At 39.1% G+C, this 20,485-nt stretch carries 17 protein-coding genes and 2 pseudogenes; 16 read left to right on the top strand and 3 right to left on the bottom strand.

Features of this window, described 5'->3' with window-relative positions:
* Window positions 1-518 precede the first annotated feature (518 nt).
* Genes purB through PLZ15_10890 form a run of 3 tightly spaced genes read right to left on the bottom strand, consistent with a single transcriptional unit; the run spans window position 519 to window position 3,629 of the window.
* Window positions 519-1,817 (bottom strand): adenylosuccinate lyase, encoded by a 1,299-nt coding sequence (gene purB / locus PLZ15_10900; protein HOI30251.1) that lies wholly within the window; start codon window positions 1,815-1,817, stop codon window positions 519-521.
* Entirely contained in the window at window positions 1,814-2,998 is a 1,185-nt protein-coding gene (locus PLZ15_10895; protein ID HOI30250.1) for a trypsin-like peptidase domain-containing protein, read from the bottom strand. Before PLZ15_10895 ends, purB begins: the two co-directional genes overlap by 4 nt.
* 1 nt (window position 2,999) lies before the next feature.
* A complete protein-coding gene (locus tag PLZ15_10890) occupies window positions 3,000-3,629 on the bottom strand; it encodes a glycerol-3-phosphate acyltransferase (protein HOI30249.1) in 630 nt (209 codons plus the stop codon).
* 427 nt (window positions 3,630-4,056) lie between these two features.
* On the opposite strand from PLZ15_10890, the gene glgP reads away from it, so the two are divergent.
* The 16 genes and pseudogenes from glgP (at window position 4,057) to PLZ15_10810 (ending at window position 20,458) form a co-directional block, all read left to right on the top strand.
* Window positions 4,057-6,618 (top strand): alpha-glucan family phosphorylase, encoded by a 2,562-nt coding sequence (gene glgP, locus PLZ15_10885; protein ID HOI30248.1) that lies wholly within the window; start codon window positions 4,057-4,059, stop codon window positions 6,616-6,618.
* A 79-nt stretch (window positions 6,619-6,697) separates the two neighbouring features.
* Entirely contained in the window at window positions 6,698-7,126 is a 429-nt protein-coding gene (locus tag PLZ15_10880) for a four helix bundle protein (GenBank protein ID HOI30247.1), read from the top strand.
* A gap of 112 nt (window positions 7,127-7,238) precedes the next feature.
* Window positions 7,239-7,625, top strand: coding sequence for a four helix bundle protein (locus PLZ15_10875; GenBank protein ID HOI30246.1), 387 nt, complete (start codon window positions 7,239-7,241; stop codon window positions 7,623-7,625).
* A gap of 12 nt (window positions 7,626-7,637) precedes the next feature.
* Entirely contained in the window at window positions 7,638-8,561 is a 924-nt protein-coding gene (locus PLZ15_10870) for a hypothetical protein (GenBank protein HOI30245.1), read from the top strand.
* A gap of 71 nt (window positions 8,562-8,632) precedes the next feature.
* Window positions 8,633-8,998, top strand: a pseudogene (locus PLZ15_10865) (four helix bundle protein).
* 524 nt (window positions 8,999-9,522) lie between these two features.
* Window positions 9,523-10,944: a T9SS type A sorting domain-containing protein gene (locus PLZ15_10860; GenBank protein ID HOI30244.1), complete on the top strand. Its 1,422-nt coding sequence runs from the start codon at window positions 9,523-9,525 to the stop codon at window positions 10,942-10,944.
* 887 nt (window positions 10,945-11,831) lie between these two features.
* Window positions 11,832-12,167: pseudogene (locus PLZ15_10855) on the top strand (four helix bundle protein).
* 68 nt (window positions 12,168-12,235) lie between these two features.
* Window positions 12,236-13,618 (top strand): nucleotide sugar dehydrogenase, encoded by a 1,383-nt coding sequence (locus PLZ15_10850; GenBank protein ID HOI30243.1) that lies wholly within the window; start codon window positions 12,236-12,238, stop codon window positions 13,616-13,618.
* Window positions 13,619-13,942: 324 nt separating this feature from the next.
* Window positions 13,943-15,094 carry a GDP-mannose 4,6-dehydratase gene (gene gmd / locus PLZ15_10845; protein ID HOI30242.1) on the top strand — a complete coding sequence of 384 codons (1,152 nt, stop codon included), beginning with the start codon at window positions 13,943-13,945 and terminating at the stop codon, window positions 15,092-15,094.
* A gap of 42 nt (window positions 15,095-15,136) precedes the next feature.
* On the top strand, window positions 15,137-15,502 hold the full coding sequence (locus tag PLZ15_10840) for a four helix bundle protein (protein HOI30241.1): 366 nt from the start codon (window positions 15,137-15,139) through the stop codon (window positions 15,500-15,502).
* Window positions 15,503-15,556: 54 nt separating this feature from the next.
* Window positions 15,557-16,504: a GDP-L-fucose synthase gene (locus PLZ15_10835; protein ID HOI30240.1), complete on the top strand. Its 948-nt coding sequence runs from the start codon at window positions 15,557-15,559 to the stop codon at window positions 16,502-16,504.
* Entirely contained in the window at window positions 16,505-17,428 is a 924-nt protein-coding gene (locus tag PLZ15_10830) for an SDR family oxidoreductase (GenBank protein HOI30239.1), read from the top strand.
* Window positions 17,429-17,517: 89 nt separating this feature from the next.
* Window positions 17,518-18,363, top strand: coding sequence for an N-acetylneuraminate synthase family protein (locus PLZ15_10825; protein HOI30238.1), 846 nt, complete (start codon window positions 17,518-17,520; stop codon window positions 18,361-18,363).
* Between the two features lie 10 nt (window positions 18,364-18,373).
* Window positions 18,374-19,069, top strand: a complete 696-nt coding sequence (locus PLZ15_10820) for an acylneuraminate cytidylyltransferase family protein (protein ID HOI30237.1) — start codon at window positions 18,374-18,376, stop codon at window positions 19,067-19,069.
* Window positions 19,066-19,836 carry an N-acetylneuraminate synthase family protein gene (locus PLZ15_10815; protein HOI30236.1) on the top strand — a complete coding sequence of 257 codons (771 nt, stop codon included), beginning with the start codon at window positions 19,066-19,068 and terminating at the stop codon, window positions 19,834-19,836. The genes PLZ15_10820 and PLZ15_10815 overlap by 4 nt, the downstream gene beginning before the upstream one ends.
* On the top strand, window positions 19,811-20,458 hold the full coding sequence (locus PLZ15_10810) for an SDR family oxidoreductase (protein HOI30235.1): 648 nt from the start codon (window positions 19,811-19,813) through the stop codon (window positions 20,456-20,458). Before PLZ15_10815 ends, PLZ15_10810 begins: the two co-directional genes overlap by 26 nt.
* Window positions 20,459-20,485 lie beyond the last annotated feature (27 nt).

Raw genomic sequence — 20,485 nt, 5'->3', positions numbered from 1 at the left:
ATATAATATTTCGCTTCAATTTTGTCAATATCATGTTATTTGCGAAAATTGTTAGTTTTTGGATGGTATCTAAATATAGGTTAAAGGTAGCTTTTAAGGAAGGTTTAACTCAAAAAATCTAAAAATGATTTTTATATGGGATAATTGAGTTTTAACTTAATGAATATGCAAAATCATCGAAAAATCGAACTAACAACGACTAACTGTGAAATAAGAACCAAAAACATAATAATTCGCTTTCATCATCCAACCATCAAATCACGCAAGCAATCCTTATCCGTCCTCCGACCTCTGTTTTCCGACTTCCGTCTTCCGATTACTCTTCACCGATCACCCATCACTTCCTTTGTCACCTTGTCACTTTGTTTCTTTGTCACTACATCTTAACTCAGAACTACGTACCAAGTACAACCCGCCCATCAATCAACCAATCAATCAAGCACCAAAGCAAACGTTCTCAACTATTTATTCTTCTACAACCAAGAACCACGAACCCAGAACTAAGAACCCGGAACGACTCACCCCTCCACAGATCTCTTAAATATATAGTCTATATTCTTAAGCAGATTTTTATTGTCAAAAATACTCTTAAGTTCATCTTCACTTATAATCCCTTTAACCTTCTCATTCTTCATCAGCTCATCAAGCAGATTTGTATTCTTATCCTCCCATACTTTCATTGCCGAAGACTGGACAATCTGATATGAATCCTCCCGCGAAATCCCTTTCTCGGTAAGAAGAAGCAGAACTTTCTGTGAGAAAATTAATCCCCGCGTAAGATTTAAGTTTTTTATCATATTCTCGGGATAGACTAAAAGATTTTCTACAAGCTTTGTGGCAAGTCCTAACATGTAATCAAGAACAATACAGCTGTCGGGAATTATTACCCGCTCGACCGATGAGTGGGATATATCCCTCTCGTGCCAGAGTGCTACATTCTCAAGCGCTGCCATCGCGTTGCTTCTTAGAATGCGCGCTAAACCGGTAATCCTTTCGCTTATAATCGGATTACGTTTATGAGGCATTGCCGATGAACCTTTCTGGCCCTTGGAGAAATATTCCTCCGCTTCAAGAACCTCCGTCCTTTGCAGATGCCGGATCTCAATTGCGATCTTCTCGAGCGAAGCTCCGACTATTGCAAGTGTGCTTAAAAATTCTGCGTGACGGTCTCTCTGCACAACCTGTGTTGCGACAGGTTCCGGACTTAATCCTAATTTTTTGCAGACGTACTCTTCAACTTTTGGTGAAAGGTGTTCGAACGTTCCTACCGCGCCGGAAATCTTTCCCGTGCTTATACTCTTAATCGAATTTTCTAACCGCTCAATATTTCTTTTGGCTTCCTCATGCCATAAAGCGAATTTTAATCCCATCGAATATTCCTCGGCATGGATTCCGTGACTTCTTCCGATGCATAACGATTCCTTATGCTCAAGTGCTCTCTTCTTTAATACTTCCTTTAATCCGTTCATCCCTTTTAGCAGAATCTCGCCGGCGGATTTCATCTGGTAGCCAAGCGCGGTGTCAAGTATATCGCTCGATGTCATTCCGTAATGAATGTGTCGCGATGCCGGACCTACATACTCTGCTACATTTGTCAGGAATGCGATCACGTCGTGCTTTGTTGTCTCTTCTATCTCAAGAACCCTCTTTACATCATAAGCGGCCTTGGATTTTATCTCATCAAGGTCCTCTTTCGGAATAAATCCCATTTCGGCACGCGCTTCACAAGCTAATATCTCGATCTTAAGCCATGTATCCAGCTTAAAACTTTCCTCCCAGATTTTCCCCATCTCCGGACGGGTATAACGTTCTATCATCTTTTTTTCTCCAGTCTCATTTTCTTTATCATTGAATTGCCGTCGCGTAAAATTTTTACGTCAAGAGCATCTCCGGTTCTGAATTCCTGAAGTTTTCCGATCATTGTCGTTTCGTTGTTGATCTTAAAATTGTTTATGCCTGTAATGATGTCATAAACTTCAATGCCCGCTTTCTGGGCAGGGGAGTTCGGAAGTACCTGAGTCACTATCACTCCGCTCGAGCTCTTAAGATTATATGCTTTTGCAATTGCCTGGTCTATCGTCTGAATACTTAAACCCGTCCAGAAATCCCTGTCCACTTTCCCGTTCGTTTTCAGCTCTTCAATTACTCTTTTTATTTTGTTGATCGGAATCGCAAATCCGAGTCCTATGTTTCCCGCCGAACCTGCGGTATAGATAAGCGTATTCATCCCGATTAGTTCGCCGTATGCGTTTACCAGCGGGCCTCCGCTGTTTCCCGTATTGATTGCCGCATCGGTCTGAATCATATTAACGTAATATCTGTTCTTCTCGGCTCCTATGTTCATTCCCTTTGCGCTTATTACTCCTACGGTTACTGTCGGCTGGTCGTTGATGTCGAAGAGCCCGAAAGGATTTCCAAGTGCGATGACCCACTCACCAATTAGGATTTTGTCCGAGTCTCCGATCTTTACATACGGCAGGTTCTCGCCGTCAATCTTAAGCAGGCAGATATCCGAAGACTGGTCGCTTCCGATTATTTTTGCTTCATGCTGCGTGCCGTCGGTCATTGTTATAATTGCCTCAACTGCATTGCCGGCAACGTGATCGTTTGTAAGTATATATCCGTCGGGGGAAATAATTACTCCCGAACCTAAATTTTTAATCTGCTGATTGTAAACCCTGTCGCCGAAGAAATACCTGTACATCGGATCCATCGAGAAGATATCGCGCACCTGGCGGATCTCGGTTACGTTAATTCCGACTACGGCAGGGGAAACCATCGCCGCTGTTTTGGTTATGATCGTCTGGCGCGTGCCGGTTATATTATCCTGAACCGTATCCTGAAACGATGTGAAAGCGGCATTCAGACTTGTATTGTCATTTCCCGGACTTTCAAGTATTCCGTTGTCTGCCGGCCTGTTGATAATAAATGCAAAAACTGCCGAAGCAATTGCCAGTGTAATAATTGCGGTTGCTGCAATTAGTTTTACATTACTCATTTTAATCCTTCCTCGATTTTTCAGCTTGTTGTTTTATATAAACTTTCATCGGTTCAATATGTTTTAACAGAATAATTATTAAAAGAAATACTACTGTTAAAGAAAACTCAAAATTAGTGTCGGCGCCAGGAAAAGTATATTTATTTAGAATATCTGCCGATGTCAATGCCAGTAAAGCAGTTAATAATGACGCTGCGAAATTAGCAAAATGAATGCTTCTTCTAAATGCAAAAGCAATTAACCACATTATAACCCAGATACCCACTAACGGATATGAAATTAATAATGCACCGCCTGCCGTTGTCGCCAGTCCGCGCCCGCCTTTAAACTTAATCCAGAATGAATAGCAGTGGCCTAAGACAGCCCCGATCAATCCCATCATTTTTAATATGAAGAAATCGCCGAAGATGAGTTCGATCAGGTAGACAGTAATCATACCTTTAAGAAAATCGATCAGAAAAACAGAGAAGGCGAGCAACTTCGATTTTGAGAGACGGAAAGAATTCATTGCTCCAACGCTTCCCGATCCGTTCTCAGTGATGTCGATATTCCGGTATCTCTTTAATAATATATATGCGGTCGGAAAAGATCCGAGAATTATTCCGGTTAGAAGACTGAAGATTCCTTCCATTCATTTACCGTGATTATTGATTGACTAATTTAATAAAATCACCCGCTCAATAAAAACAGAAACCTTCTTCAACCAAGAACTCCGAACTCAGAACCAAGAACTAAGAACTACGAACCAAGAACAACTCACCCCTCAATCATTCAAACATCCAAGCATCCAAGCATTCTTTCTCCGTCCTCACACTTCTGTCCTCTGTCATCCGATTACCCATCACCCATCACTCCCTTGTCACCTTGTTACTTTGTCACCTTGTCACTCTACCTTAACTAAGAACCAAGAACTAAGAACCATCATCACCCAAGCATTCCCTTATTCCATTATTCCATTCCTCCTTTCTCCGCTCCCAAATATTTCCTCTTTGCTATTGCCGCAAAATTCTTAAATTTGAGCCGTAAATCTGAATATCACTGAAAGTTAAGAGGAGTAAATGGTTAATTATATTGGAAGATTCAATGTTGTCCCGGCTCTGCCCGAAAAATTAGAACCGCTTCGCGAAATTGTCTTTAACCTGTTCTGGACCTGGAACCACGACGCAATAGATCTCTTCAGGCGCCTCGACGGAAAACTCTGGGATGAGACTTACCATAATCCCGTTCTTATGCTCGGCAAAATCAGCCAGGAACGCCTTAACGAAGTTTCTACAGACGATAGCTTTATCTCCCACATGAACCGAGTTTATGTCCAGCTCTCAATCTATATGGAAGAGAAAACTTGGTATCAGAAAAATTATAAATTCGATAAGGAAAATGTCGTAGCTTACTTTTCTGCTGAGTTTGGACTTACCGAATGCCTCCAGATCTACTCGGGTGGACTCGGTGTCCTTTCCGGCGATCATCTTAAATCGGCAAGCGACCTCGGATTGCCTTTAGTTGGAATCGGACTCTGCTACAAGGAAGGATACTTCCAGCAGTATCTTACATCCGACGGATGGCAGCAGGAGAGATACGAGATTACCGACTTCTACAATCAGCCCCTTACGTTAGTTACCAATGAGGATAAATCTCCTCTCAAAATAGAACTCGATTTTCCCGGCAGAAAAGTTTATCTGCAGGTCTGGAAGATTCAGATTGGACGTGTTCCTCTCTATCTTTTAGATACAAATGTTCTTGAGAATAATGAAGAGGACCGTAAGATCACCCGCGCTTTATACGGTGGTAATAATGAAACCAGGATTCAGCAGGAGATAGTCCTAGGTATCGGAGGTATTCGCGCACTTCACGCAATCGGAATTAAACCGATCGTCTGCCATATGAATGAAGGCCATTCGGCTTTCCTCGCGCTCGAGAGAATAAGAACCCTGATGAAACTCTATAACCTTAGTTTCAAAGAAGCTCACGATATAAATTTTTATTCGAACGTATTTACAACCCACACGCCGGTTCCTGCCGGCATCGATATCTTCCCGAATGACCTGATCGAAAAATATTTCGGCAATTACTACCGTCATGAACTCGGAATCACCGATAAAGAATTCTACGGACTCGGTACAATCATCAAAGATAAACCTGCTTCCAACTATAACATGGCCCACCTTGCCATGAATATGGCAGGATATGTTAACGGTGTAAGCCGCCTTCACGGAACTGTATCAAAGAAAATGTGGCAGTCCGGTTTCCCCGGCGTACCGTTCGATGAGATTCCGATCGATTACGTTACCAACGGTGTTCACCTTCATTCCCATCTGTCAAACGACATGCAGGAGCTGCTCTACAGGTATATGGGCGAAAAGTTTATGCGCAATCCTTCCGATCCCGATACATGGAAACGAATTGAGGAGATTCCCGATGAGGAATTGTGGCGCACTCATGAGAGAAGGCGCGAACGCCTCGTCGCATTCGCGCGCAAGAGATTGAAACAGCAGATCATTAACCGCGGAGGGTCTTCCTCCGAGATCAATGCCGCTAAAGAAGTTCTAGATGCTTCCGCCTTAACTATCGGATTTGCGAGACGCTTTGCGACGTATAAACGAGCAACACTTATTTTTCAGGATATCGAACGGCTCACAAGTTTAATTGCCAATCCGGATTATCCGGTTCAGTTCATCATCGCTGGCAAAGCACATCCCAAGGATGAGGAAGGGAAGAAGCTGATCCAGGATATTATCGCGATGACAAAAGAAAGTTATCTCCGTAAGCGAATCGTCTTCATCGAGAATTATGACATGAACGTAGCGCGCTATATGGTCGAAGGCTGCGATGTCTGGCTAAATAATCCGAGAAGGCCTCTGGAGGCAAGCGGTACTTCGGGTATGAAAATTATTGCTAACGGCGGTCTAAACCTCTCGGTTCTCGACGGATGGTGGGATGAAGCTTACGATTATCACGTAGGCTGGAAGATCGGTAACGGCGAGGAATACGATAACCTCGACTACCAGGATGAGATTGAGTCGCGGCTGATTTATGAAATGATTGAAAAGGAGATTGTGCCTCTCTTCTATAATAGAAGCGAAGGGAAACTTCCGCGCGGATGGATTAAGATGATGAAGAATTCAATGAGGCAACTGGGACCTGTATACAACACTCACCGTATGGTTCAGCAGTATGCCGAAAAGTTTTATTTCGCTTCTTATGAAAAGCGTCATGAGCTGATGGATAATAACCAGGCGAAAGGGAAGGCATATTCGTCATGGAAGAACAAGGTTTATGACAACTGGAATAAAGTTAAATTCATCTCTATTCTTGAAGAAGAGAAGAACGGCGATCTTAAAGTTGGCAATAAATATCCGGTTGTTGCCGAAGTTGAACTGGGTGACCTTTCTCCCGATGATGTGGATGTGCAGATCTATTTCGGTAAAGTTGAAAACGGACTTAAGACTCATTCCTATGTGAATATGACCTGCAACCCGAAGAAAACAAAATCAGGTAAATACTCATACCGCGGAGAGATCGACTGCAGGGATACCGGCCAGTTCGGTTTTACTTTGAGAATATTGCCTAAGAATGATATTCTGATCAATCAGTTTGAACTCGGACTGATCCGCTGGGCGTAGGAGGGTAGCGTACGCTTAAAATATATTCAGATTGAATGCTTGGTTGTTTGATTGCGTGGAAAGAAGTAGTTAATATATTATGCTTGATGAAGAAGTATTGAGCCGGAATAAGAATCTTAATCGGTCTTATAGAAAACTTGAGATATGGAAGTTAGCAATAGAATTGTTCAGAATTGAATACGACTTGCTTTCAAATCTGAAAATTGATCTGAAACTTAAATCTCAAATTCTTGATTCCTCTTTTTCTGTTCATAGCAATATAACAGAAGGGCATTCAAGAAGATCAAAGAAAGAACTTATTCGGTTTATTGATATTGCTCTCAGTTCATTAGCTGAAAATTATTCTCAAATGTTCGCTCTTTTTAATACTGGAATTATCAGCAATAATTTGTTCGATCTTTTCGACGGTAAATGTTTTGAATTGGAAAACAAATTGCTGAAATTTATTAAATCACTAATTGATAAATCTGTGCCTGATGATGATTGGCGTGTCGATTATTCGAAGTAGGGCTTTCAGTCAAGCATCCAATCAATCAAGCAAACAATAATATTGCGGTTATGCGATGCTCTTAGATCTTTGCTGTTATTTGTTGATGAGTAATAATTAGTGCTGTTAATAAATGAACATTGAATCATTTCCTGAAATTGATTCATGGAAAGAAGCCAGAATCTTTGTTAAGGATATTTATAAGATTACTTCCCGTGGCAGCATTACAAAAGATTTCGGATTCAAAGACCAGCTGCAGAGAGCAGCTGTTTCGATTATGACAAATATTGCAGAAGGATTTGATAGCGGTTCAAATAAGTCATTTATCAATTTTCTCAATTATGCTTATCGGTCTGCATCTGAAGTCCAATCGCTCTTATATATTGCACTCGATATTGAGTATATTAGCATTGAACAATTTAATGGATTAACCGAGAAATCTGAAAAAATAAAAAAACTGATTGGCGGCTTTATTCAGTATTTAAAAAATTCTAATTATAAACCAAGAACCAAGAACTAAGAACGAATAAACATGCTACTTGAAACTCTAGACCTCAAAACAAAGGACGTCCTCATCTACTCCCAGAACCTGTTTAATTTCAACGACAGTTTTAAGATAATCTTCAAGAACGAAAAGACTAAACGTCCCAGACGCATCAGCTATTTCGATGTGTGCAACTATGTTAAAGATCCCTCGCCCAAGAACCTGATTATCTACCGGCTTCTAACAAACATCCATAACCTCGATGCTTATTCAACCAAGTATGGGTATTTTATTAAAGTAAACGGCAGGATGGAGCTCGTCTACTTCGATCCGATCTTCGCAATTAAAGACCTCCGTCACCTTCGTTTTGAACTCGACCCGAACCGCTTCCGGTTCAAAATTCAGCAGGTCGGACTGACATCTCTTACACGTTGGGAAAGCGAACCCGATTTTGCGGAAGTCTACAGCTTCGACCTCAAAGCAGTAGAAGCGCAGAATCAGAACGATAAGATTTTTGCCGATGCGATCTTCGCTTTTGATAAGGATTTCATAGATAAAGAGATTGACGAAAGGGAACAGGCAGCTGAAACCGTTCAGGCAAAGAAGTATGAGCATAAAACGACGGCTGAAAAAGCACCCGATAACGTAGCGTCGATAAATAATATTGCCGAGGATAAAACCCCAGCTGTAAAAGTACTTAATCCTCCGAGCTCTCCGGATCCAAATAAAGTGGTCGACCTGCGTGAAGAGATTATTTCTCTTCTTAAACAGGCTCTAAATATTGAGAGCGATATAGCCTCCAAACCTGATCAGGGACCTGCAAAAATTGATGCCGCCCATCAGAAGGACGCCGAAGAACAGGTTAAGAACGTATTCGACTTATTCAAATCAACTAATAAATCAGACGGCCTCTCCGACCGCGAAAAGGAATCTGTCATACTTAAGTTCGACAGGAAGAACCCCGGCGAGTGATGTGTAATGGATTATGTGTAATAGGTTATGTAGTAACAGAGTAACAAAGATACAAAGTAACAAAGTTAGGGATGGAAGGGAAATATAAGACGCATAGAGATTTGGATTTATGGAAAAATTCTATCCAATTAGTAAAATATATTTATGAGATTACAAGTAATTTCCCGAATAATGAAATGTATGGAATTATTTCTCAGCTTTGCCGCGCGGCCGTTTCGGTCCCATCTAATATAGCAGAATGAAGTGCCCGTCATTCAAAGAAGGAATTTGTACAGTTTTTATATATTGCCTCTGGTTCATTGTCAGAAATTGAAACTCAGCTAGTAATTTCGAATGAATTAAATTATATATCAACAACTGAATTAGAAAAATTAATTAATCTGCTTAATGAATTACGTGCTCAACTTTATGGATTAATTAAATATCTCAATAAATAACCTTTGTCACTTTGTTACTTCGTCACCTTGTTACTTTGTCACTTTGTTACTTTGTCACCTTGTCACTCAACTTTAACCAAGAACCAACTACAACTCACCCCTCAATCATCCAAACATCCAAGCATCCAAGCATTCCTTTTCCGACTTCCGTCTTCTGTCCTCCGACTTCCGATCACCCATCACCCATCACCAATCACTCCCTTGTCACCTTGTCACTTTGTAACCTTGTTACTCTACATTAACCAAGAACTACGATCGATCCACCCATTATTCCATCATTCCATCAATCCATTATTCCTGACCATTCCTTCACAGTTCACCGATCACTCCTCAATCATCCAATCAATCAAGCATCCAAGCATTCCATCTCCGTCCTCAGACTTCAGTCTTCTGACCTCCATCATCCGATTACAGTTCACCGATTACTGTTTACTCTTTAACCCAGCACGCCTCCCTCCCCAACACGGATATTGACTCGCATCCGATAATTAGCCATCTTGAAATTGAAAATAGGATGAACTTGTATGAAAAATCCTGATCGTATCCTGTGCCTTCTGATTGCACTTTTCATTTCTCTAAATTTTACCATTTACTCTCAAACCGATTTTGAATTTATACTTTCTGAAAATGAAGAAATCGTAATCCCCGGAAGCAATCCGTGGGGATTAATGCATACTCCTGATGGGCCGGTATCTTACAAAAAATTTGAAAATGAGATTCGATTCTGGTTTACCGCAACCAATAGAACTGTTCTTCTTAGAGGAAATGATTTTTCAAATCTTGAACCGTTTCCGCTTCAGGGAGGCCAGGCGGTTTTAATATTGGAGCCGAGCGGAACCGGTTTCGATAGTTCCTATGCCGGTGCTTATTCGGTTATACCGGCTAATAACGGAACGGATCTCCTTATGTTCTATCATGCAGAAAATCATCCGTGCAACTTCCCGAATCCATTCATGGCTGCTATCGGCTTAGCTCGTTCTACCGACGGCGGAATAACCTGGCAGAGAAGGGGACAGGTTCTTTCTACAGCAGCTCCGAAACCAGCTAATTGTAATTTCCAGATCTGGGGAGTCGGCAATCCGACAGTTTTTAAGAGTAAAGATGGCAATTATTTGTATATGATGTTTACTGAATGGCTAAGGGGTAATCCGGTAAGCAGACCGGACCTGATTTACCTGGCGAGAGCGGCAGTATCATCCGACGGGGAACCGGGCTCCTGGTTCAAATATTCCAACGGAAGTTTCTCGCAACCCGGATTGGGAGGATTGGGTACACCTGTCATAAATCAGCCGCCGCCGGATGGTCTAACTAGCGTTTATGCCGCGCTTCCTGCGGTAAGTTACAACACGGCGATCGATCAGTTCATCGTTGTATTCCAGAGCAGAAACGGTATTCATATATCAACCTCTTCAAACGGTATTTCCTGGGATACACCAAGATTAATCTGGAATGAACGCGATTTTTATCTCAGCTCAATTCAGGGTCAGCCGGGTGTTGCTTATCCCAGTTTAATTAGTTTAGATCATCCCTCGCAAATGACTACGGGAAGCCAGGGCTATTTGTATTTTGGCAGAGGATACCCGAATGGAAATCCCCCTCACATTATGGCAAGAAGAGCTTTTGAAATAAAAACTCCAACATCAATAAAAGCTAATGAAATCATTTCTGATTATAAATTAGATCAGAACTTTCCCAATCCATTTAATCCAACGACGAAGATTAATTATACAATTCCAAAAGAAAGTAGTGTAACTCTTACTGTTTTTAATGTATTAGGAGAGGTTAAGTCTCGCTTAGTAAATGAAATAAAACCTGCGGGGAATCATACAATCACATGGGAGGGGAAGGGAAATTCAAGCGGCATCTATTTTTACAGGATTTTTGCGATACCAACTGGCGGCGGTAAATCATTCAATCAAATAAGGAAAATGATCTTTATGAAATAACCTTCAGAACAATTCAATTATTCAGTCTTCTGAGGTATGTACTCCGGTACGAACCGCGCACTCCTCAATCATCCAATCAATCAAGCATCCAAGCATTCCATCTCCGTCCTCCGACTTCAGTCTTCTGACCTCCGTCTTCCGATTACCGATCACCCATCACTCCCTTGTCACCTTGTTACTTTGTCTCTTTGTCACTACATCTTAACTCAGAACTAAGAACCAACAACTAAGAACTACGAACCAACCAAGTACAACTCACCCCTCAATCATCCAATCACCCAAGCATTCCTTTTCCGACCTCTGTCCTCCGTCTTCAGTTTCAGACTTCCCATTACTAATCACTTCCTTTGTCACCTTGTCACCTTGTCACTTTGTAACCTTGTTACTCTACCTTAACTAAGAACCACGAACCCCGAACTAAGAACCAAGAACCAACTACAACTCACCCCTCAATCATCCAATCAATCAAGCATCCAAGCATTCCATCTCCGTCCTCAGACTCTTGTTACTTTGTCACCTTGTCACTTTGTAACCTTGTCACTCTTCTTTAACTAAGAACTAAGAACAACCTCTATGCAGAGATAACATTTTTTTAATAAAAGATACTAACTATTAAATATAAAATTTCATTATATTCACTAATAAATCTGGGTTTTTACTCGGAATACCAATCTTCTATGAGGGCAGAAATAATAATCTTAATCCTGAACCATTCGGGGGAAGTGTGACTTACCGTAGCGGAGCTGTGTGCGGATTTGGGTGCGGAGGAATGAGAGTAGCTTGTGATCAGTAATGAGTAATCTGTAACAGCTTACTTAGTAACAGAGTAACAAAGATACAAAGTAACAGAGTTTGGGATTGAAGGGAAATATAAGACACATAGAGATTTGGATTTATGGAAAAATTCTATCCAATTAGTAAAATATATTTATGAGATTACAAGTAATTTCCCGAATAATGAAATGTATGGAATTATTTCTCAGCTTTGCCGCGCGGCCGTTTCGGTCCCATCTAATATAGCAGAATGAAGTGCCCGTCATTCAAAGAAGGAATTTGTACAGTTTTTATATATTGCCTCTGGTTCATTGTCAGAAATTGAAACTCAGCTAGTAATTTCGAATGAATTAAATTATATATCAACAACTGAATTAGAAAAATTAATTAATCTGCTTAATGAATTACGTGCTCAACTTTATGGATTAATTAAATATCTCAATAAATAACCTTTGTCACTTTGTCACCTTGTTACTTTATCACTTTGTAACTAATTACTAACCTTAACTAATACACCATGACACAGAAAACCCAATTACTCAACAAAATCAACTCCAGATCCGCTGTTATCGGAATCATCGGCATGGGCTACGTCGGACTCCCCCTCGCCCTTACATTTGCTGAAAAAGATTTTACAGTCATCGGATTCGATATCGACGACCGGAAAATTCCTCTTCTTAACAAGGGAGAGAGCTATATCAAGCATATCGATTCATCAAGAATTCTGGAACAGGTTAAAAAGAAGAAATTCTCAGCTACATCGGATTTTTCCGGATTGATTAATGTTGACGCTATTATAATCTGCGTCCCAACTCCGCTCGATGAACACCGCGAACCCGACCTTACCTATATCGAAGAATCCGGCAGGGAAATAGCTAAATACCTTAAAGAAGGACAGCTCGTTGCGCTTGAGTCATCAACATATCCCGGTACTACGGATGAAGTCCTCCTCCCGATCCTCGAAAAGGGGATCAGCGCGGTTGTCGGTATTGAGGAAGATAAAGAGGAAATGATCGGCGTTCCTGAACGGAATATGAAAGTCGGAGAAAACTTCTTCCTCGCTTTTAGTCCGGAACGCGAGGACCCGAATAATCCCGATTATACAACCTCTACAATTCCAAAAGTAGTCGGCGGAGTTACTCCAAATTGCCTTGAAGTCGCTAAAGCGCTCTACGACCAGATAATCGTTAAAACCGTCCCTGTCAGTTCCGCCCGTGCAGCCGAAGCTACCAAACTGCTCGAAAATATCTTCCGCTCCATTAATATAGCATTGGTTAATGAACTAAAAATGGTCTTCGACCGTATGGAAATTGACGTCTGGGAAGTAATAAGGGCCGCCGCTACCAAGCCGTTCGGGTTTATGGAGTTCCAGCCCGGACCCGGACTCGGAGGGCACTGCATCCCGATCGACCCTTTCTACCTTACATGGAAAGCCCGCGAATACGATATCAATACAAAGTTTATTGAACTGGCCGGTGAAATTAATACTTATCAGCCCTATTACGTTGTCGAAAAGACAAGAGATGTCCTGAACCAGAACGGCAAGTCATTAAGCCAGTCAAAGATTCTACTGATCGGTGTCTCGTATAAGAGAAATATTGACGATATGCGCGAGTCACCTTCGCTTAAGCTGATCGAACTCTTCAGGTCTCGGGGCTCGCAAATTGATTACTACGATCCCTATATCCCTAAACTCCCCCCGACACGCAAATATAATTTCGAAATGTCCTCTGTACAGTTCAACAGTTCAACAATTTCCTCCCATGATCTTGTACTTATTTCTACAGACCATGATTCAGTCGATTATCAGCTCATTGCGGATAATGCAAAGTTAATTGTGGACACACGAAACGTTTTCGAGAGGAAAGGTGTGAAGAGTGGAAAGATTTTTAAAGCATGAGGGAGTCGAAGTAGTAAGTAGGCAGTAGTAAGTGGTAAGAAATCAGTAGGGAAGGATAGAAAGTTGGAAAGATGGAATAATGGAAAGTTGGAATGATGGATTTATGATCGCTATGCTTGGATGCTTTGTTGCTTGTATAATTGAAAACAAACTGAAAATTACCGTATAACTTATTGAAAGTGTCTATGTGTATTACGAATTTTTATCATGCATCAAAGCATTCATGCACTCAAGCAAATATTCATTTCCCCTTTGTAACTTTGTCACCTTGTAACTTTGTTACTTTCTCTTAACTACGAACAACTAACCAAGAACTAAATAGACATGAAAAAAGCCCTAATAACAGGCATTACCGGTCAGGACGGAAGCTACTTAACTGAGATTCTCCTAGGTAAAGGCTATGAAGTTCACGGCATTATTCGAAGAAGCAGCTCTTTTAATACTGGAAGAATTGACCACCTCTATAATGATCCGGAAATAAGTGGCAGGAAACTGTTTCTTCACTATGGCGACGTTGTTGATACGAGCAATTTAAACCGGTTGCTTGAGAAAATTGGTCCCGATGAGATTTACAATCTTGCGGCGCAGAGCCATGTTAAAGTCTCTTTTGAAGTGCCGGATTATACTGCCCAGGTAGATGCACTCGGTACGCTACGGTTTTTAGATGCAATAAGGGAAACCGGATTGATTAAACATACCAAGTTTTATCAGGCTTCTACTTCAGAACTGTTTGGTAAAGTCCAGGAAACGCCGCAGAATGAGAATACTCCTTTTTACCCGAGGTCTCCGTACGGGGTTGCTAAACTTTACGGATACTGGATAGTCAAAAACTATAGAGAAGCTTATGGACTCTATGCCGTTAATGGAATTCTGTTTAACCATGAGTCTCCAAGAAGAGGGGAAACTTTTGTAACCAGAAAAATTACAAGGGCAGTTTCTAGAATTGTGTTTGGTCTTCAGAAGAAAGTCACACTCGGTAATCTAGATGCTAAAAGGGATTGGGGTTTTGCGCCCGAATACTGCGAAGGAATGTGGAGAATTCTTCAGCATCCTGAACCTGAGGATTTTGTCCTGGCAACCGGTGAAACCCATACTATAAGGGAATTCTGCGAGCTTGCTTTTAAAGAAGCCGGCATAGAACTCGAATGGCATGGGAAAGCCGAAAAAGAAGTCGGAGTTATTAAAGGTTTCTGTCATTCTGAACTTGTTTCAGAATCTGAGTTAACCAATCAACCAATCATCCAACCCACTACCGATCACAGATCACTGATTACAGATCACCGCTCACTTACCCCCGGTACTCCTGTCGTTGCCATTGACCCAGTCTACTACCGCCCGACAGAGGTCGATCTTCTAATAGGCGATTACTCAAAGGCAAAACAAAAGCTCGGCTGGGAGCCGAAAGTAAAGTTTGAAGAACTTATTAAGATTATGATGAAATCGGATCTGGAAAAGGTTGTGAAGAGAGGATATTAGAAGGTAACAAAGTGACAAAGATACAAAGTAACAGAGTTGGGGATGGAAAAGGTACATAAGACACATAGAGACTTAGACTTATGGAAAAATTCGATTCAACTAGTAAAATATATTTATGATCTTTCAAGTAGTTTCCCGAGTAATGAATTGTATGGTCTTACATCTCAATTGCGAAGAGCAGCTGTTTCGGTCCCTTCGAATATTGCGGAAGGGAGTGCACGTCATTCAAAAAAAGAATTTGTACAGTTTTTATATATTGCATCAGGCTCAATGTCAGAAATTGAAACTCAGCTAATTATTTCAAACGAATTAAATTATATATCAGTAACCGAACTAGAAAAATTAATAAATCAACTTAATGAGTTGCGAGCTCAACTCTATGGATTAATTAAATATCTAAATAAATAATCCTTGTCTCTTTGTGACTTTGTCACATTGTAACCTTGTAACTTTGTTACTACTATGATTAACACAAACTCAAAACTCTACATCGCCGGTCATACTGGGATGGTTGGCTCAGCCCTAATGAGGAAATTTACTTCCGAAAGATTCACAAATATCGTTACAAGAACCTTCGAACAGCTCGACCTCCGGAACCAGCAGGCTGTAAACGATTTTTTCGAAACCGAAAAACCCGAATACGTTATCATCGCAGCTGCAAAGGTCGGAGGTATTCTTGCAAATAATACCTACCGCGCAGAATTCCTTTATGATAACCTGATGATCCAATCCAACATTATCCATGCATCTTATCTTCATGGAGTTAAAAAGCTAATCTTTCTTGGAAGTTCATGCATCTACCCGCGGAATTGCCCCCAGCCGATTAAAGAGGAATACCTTCTAACTGGTCCGCTGGAACCTACAAACGAACCTTACGCAATTGCTAAGATAGCCGGTATAAAACTTTGCGAAAATTATTACCGTCAGTATGGATGCAATTTCTTTTCCGTAATGCCGACAAACCTCTACGGTCCAAATGATAATTATGATCTCGAAACTTCTCATGTACTTCCGGCACTTATAAGGAAATTCCACGAAGCTAAAGTTAATAATGCAGAGTATGTTGAAGTGTGGGGAACAGGTACTCCTAGAAGAGAATTTATGTATGTAGATGATCTGGCAGATGCTGTTTATTTCCTAATTCAGAAAATTGATGCGAAATGTATCTATGAAAAAGAAATTACACACCTTAATATTGGAACAGGACAAGACGTCACAATTAAAGAACTTGCTGAATTAATTAAAACTGTAACGAATTATCAAGGCGTATTAAGATTTGACAATTCCAAACCGGATGGTACGCCAAAAAAACTCTTGGATGTTTCTCGTTTTACCATTCTAGGGTGGAATTACAAAACTGAATTAAAAGACGGATTAGAAAAAACATATAAACAATTTATTGAAAAATAAATGAAAATATTAGTTACGGGCGGCGCTGGATTTATCGGCTCAAATATTGTTGATGAATTACTAAAGCGTAATCACTCAGTAAGAATTTTGGACAATTTCTCAACAGGGAAAAGAGAGAATATTCAGGAATTTTTTAAAGATATTGAATTGATAGAAGGAGATATACGAAACTACACAACGGTTGAAAATTCGGTAAAGGGAATTGAGGTAATACTTCATCAGGCTGCACTTCCATCAGTGCCTCGTTCAATTAACGATCCTCTATCAACAAACGAAGTTAATATAAGTGGTACTCTAAATATTTTGGAGGCAGCTAGACTTAATGGCGTTCGGCGGCTGATTTTTGCATCATCTTCCTCTGTTTATGGTAATTCAACTGAACTTCCTAAACATGAAGGTCTTAAGCCAAATCCTTTGTCACCGTACGCAGTATCAAAATTAACCGGCGAGTATTTCTGCAAAGTGTATAGCGAAATTTATGGACTTGAGACCATAGCATTGCGTTATTTCAATGTATTTGGACCACGGCAGGATCCCAATTCAGAATATTCAGCTGTAATCCCAAAATTTATTAAAGCATTTATGGAAAACCGTCAGCCCGTAATTTATGGAGATGGTACCCAAAGCAGGGATTTTACTTATGTAGAAAATGTTGTTGAAGCCAATATATTAGCAATAAGTATGATGTATCAATCCTGGCTTACAATGAATTGTGCTACATCGAATCCGATAACATTAAATGAGTTAGTAAAACAATTAAATTCGTTGTCAACAAAAAATATAATTCCTATTTATAATAAATCTAAACCAGGGGATATCAAACATAGTTATGCGGATATAAGTCTGATCAGAAATGAGCTCGGGTATAAACCCAAAACAGATTTTATTAATGGACTTTTTAAATTATTTCAAATAATGTGTTAACTTTTTATAATTATAAGGAATTTAAAAAATTATTTTACTTCTTCTTATTAAATAATATATCTGGCATACTAATATAAATTGAGGATTGGATGGATTTTGAAATATTGGAAACACCTTACCTAATAGGAGAAATCGGTATCAATCATAATGGTGATATACAAATTGCAAAGAAATTGATTGATGCTGTGCATGCGTGTGGATGGAATTGTGCAAAATTTCAAAAAAGAACTCCTGAATTGTGTGTACCAGAAGAACAAAAGAATATAATGAGAGATACCCCATGGGGACGAATTACGTATCTAGATTATAAAAAAAGAATTGAATTCAATGAAAGTGAATACGATTATTTAAATAATTATTGTCAGGAAAAACCACTGGACTGGACAGCTTCAGTATGGGATATACCGAGTCTTGAATTTATCATGAAATATTCGATCCCATTTATAAAAATTCCTTCAGCAATGGTTACAAATCATGAATTATTATTACAGGTGGCCAAAACAGGGAAACAGGTATTATTATCTACAGGCATGTCAACTTTGAAAGAGGTGGATATTGCTGTAAATCTATTTTTAAAAAATGGCTGTAATCCAATTCTATTACATACAAACTCAAGTTATCCTGCCCCAACAAACGAATTAAATTTAAGTTTAATACCCTTTTATAAAGAACGATATGGCTGTACTATCGGTTATTCTGGTCATGAGGAAGATTTAACGCCAACTGTAGTTGCGGTCGTTCTGGGGGCTAAAATTGTTGAAAGACATATAACTTTATCGCATAGTTTATGGGGAACTGATCAAAAAGCAAGCCTTGAGCTCTTAGCAATGGACATGCTAGCGAAGCGAATAAAAAATATTAAATTGATGATTGGAGAACCTAAAAAGATTGTTTACCCAAGTGAATTTGAAGCCAGAAAAAGACTAAGAAAATAAGGAGAAAAAATTGGCAAATAAAATAGTTGCAATAATTCCTGCTAGAGGTGGATCTAAGGGTATAAAAAACAAAAATCTTTATAAATTTATTGATAAACCATTAATTGCTTGGTCAATCCTTTCAGCTCAAAATTCGGGAATAATTGATTCAGTTTATGTATCATCTGATTCAAATGAAATATTGAATACAGCGGTAAGTTTTGGAGCAAAGACTATTAAACGACCTGATATACTGGCAAATGATATTATTATGCCTGATGCTGCTTTGTTTCATGCACTGAACTATATTACTGAGCCAATTGAATACATCGTCTTTTTACAACCCACATCTCCTTTAAGAAAGAATGATGATATTAAAAAGGCAATATTTCAGATTAAAAATGAGAATGCTGATTCTTTGCTTTCAGGTGTTCCGGCGCATCATTTTATTTGGAGCAAAAAGAAAAAGTATTTTCATCCCTTAAATTATGATTATTTGAAACGTCCACGCCGTCAAGATTTTTTTCAATATGTTGAAAATGGTTCAATATATATTTTCAAACCCTGGATTCTTAAAAAAAATAAGAATCGCTTGGGTGGTAAAATTACGCTTTACGAGATGGAGGATTGGCAACTTTATCAAATTGATAGTCCCGATGATATTCATCAATTGGAAGCAATATACGAAAGGCACCGCAATCATTTCATAAAAGAAGGTAGAAAATGATAATCTGTGAAGTCGGATTGAACCATCTTGGAAACGAGAATTATGCATACAGCTACATAGATGCAATATTAAAAACTAAAGCTGATGCAATTACTTTCCAAATACGTGAGCCTGACTATTATATAAATGGTAGAGAAAAACTTTTATTAAGTGATAGATTTTATCGAAACGCAGCAAAAATGATAAAAAGTGGTAATAAAAAATTCGGCATTGCACTTGCCGATGCAAATAAAATAGATTTTTTTAATGAAATTAAAATCGATTTTTTCAAAGTGATAAGAAATGATATTAATAATTTTGTTTTATTAAATCGTCTGATCGAGAGTAATGCAAGTAGAATTTATGTTTCGACTGGAATGAGTAGTCTTGAAGAGATTGACGAATTTATCTCGAAATTCAAAAAATTTATTTCTAGAATTACTCTTGTACATACTCAAATATCTCATGACATTAATAAAGTTAATCTAAAAGTGATTAACACTTTAAAGGGAAGATATTCTATCCCAATTGCATTTGGAAATCATTGTGCAAACCTAAAAGTAGTTTTTCTTTCGACTGCTTTTTTACCAACAGATATTTTTATCTATGTCAAAAGTAATGAATCAAGTTATCATCCTGATGAAGAGCATGCTGTCAGATTGGAAGAGTTAAATAAATTTATTAGTGATTTAATTGTTTTGCCTGATTCAATTGGGGATGGATTAAAAAAGAAAATGGGAGATGAAAGGGCTAAAATACCTTATGAAAAAAGCAATAATTTTAGCTAGCTCACGTGGTATTGGAAAAGCTATATCCGATAGCCTTGCGGAATTAAATTATTCGATAGTTAATACTTCGAGTACTACTTTAGATACAGCAAATCTTTCTCAGGTGGAAAATTTAATTGAGAAAGAAAAATGGACCGATATATTGGTATTAAATACGGGAGGACCGCCAAGTAAAGATTTTTATGAAATCACTAAAGACGATTGGATTAAATATTTTAATCAATTGTTTCTTAGTTTTTGTTTGATACTTCAAAAAATGGAAATTAAAAAAAACGGTTACGTTTTTTTAATTTCTTCTTTCAATATCAAAGAACCAAATCCAAATTTGATTTTGTCGAATTCATATAGGATTGCCTTTGTAAGTGTGCTCAAATCTTTGAGTAAAATTTATGCCAAGCGTAATATTAGTTGTATAAATATTGCTCCTGGACCAATAAAAACAGACCGGTTAATAGCATTAGTAAATGATATTAATAAGTATGAAGAATCCCTGCCGATGGGGCGGGCAGGAAGGCCAGAAGAGATTGGAAAATTTGTCAAGTCAATTATAGAGAATGAAATAAAATACTTGAATGGAGTAACCATAAATTTTGATGGCGGAAAATCAAATTATGTTCTTTAGTTATTTAAAATATAAAGTTCATTTCAA

The organism is Melioribacteraceae bacterium (genome assembly GCA_035362835.1).
In the GTDB taxonomy this organism is placed as follows: Bacteria; Bacteroidota; Ignavibacteria; order Ignavibacteriales; family Melioribacteraceae; genus DSXH01.
This window is presented reverse-complemented; position numbering and strand designations above follow the sequence as displayed.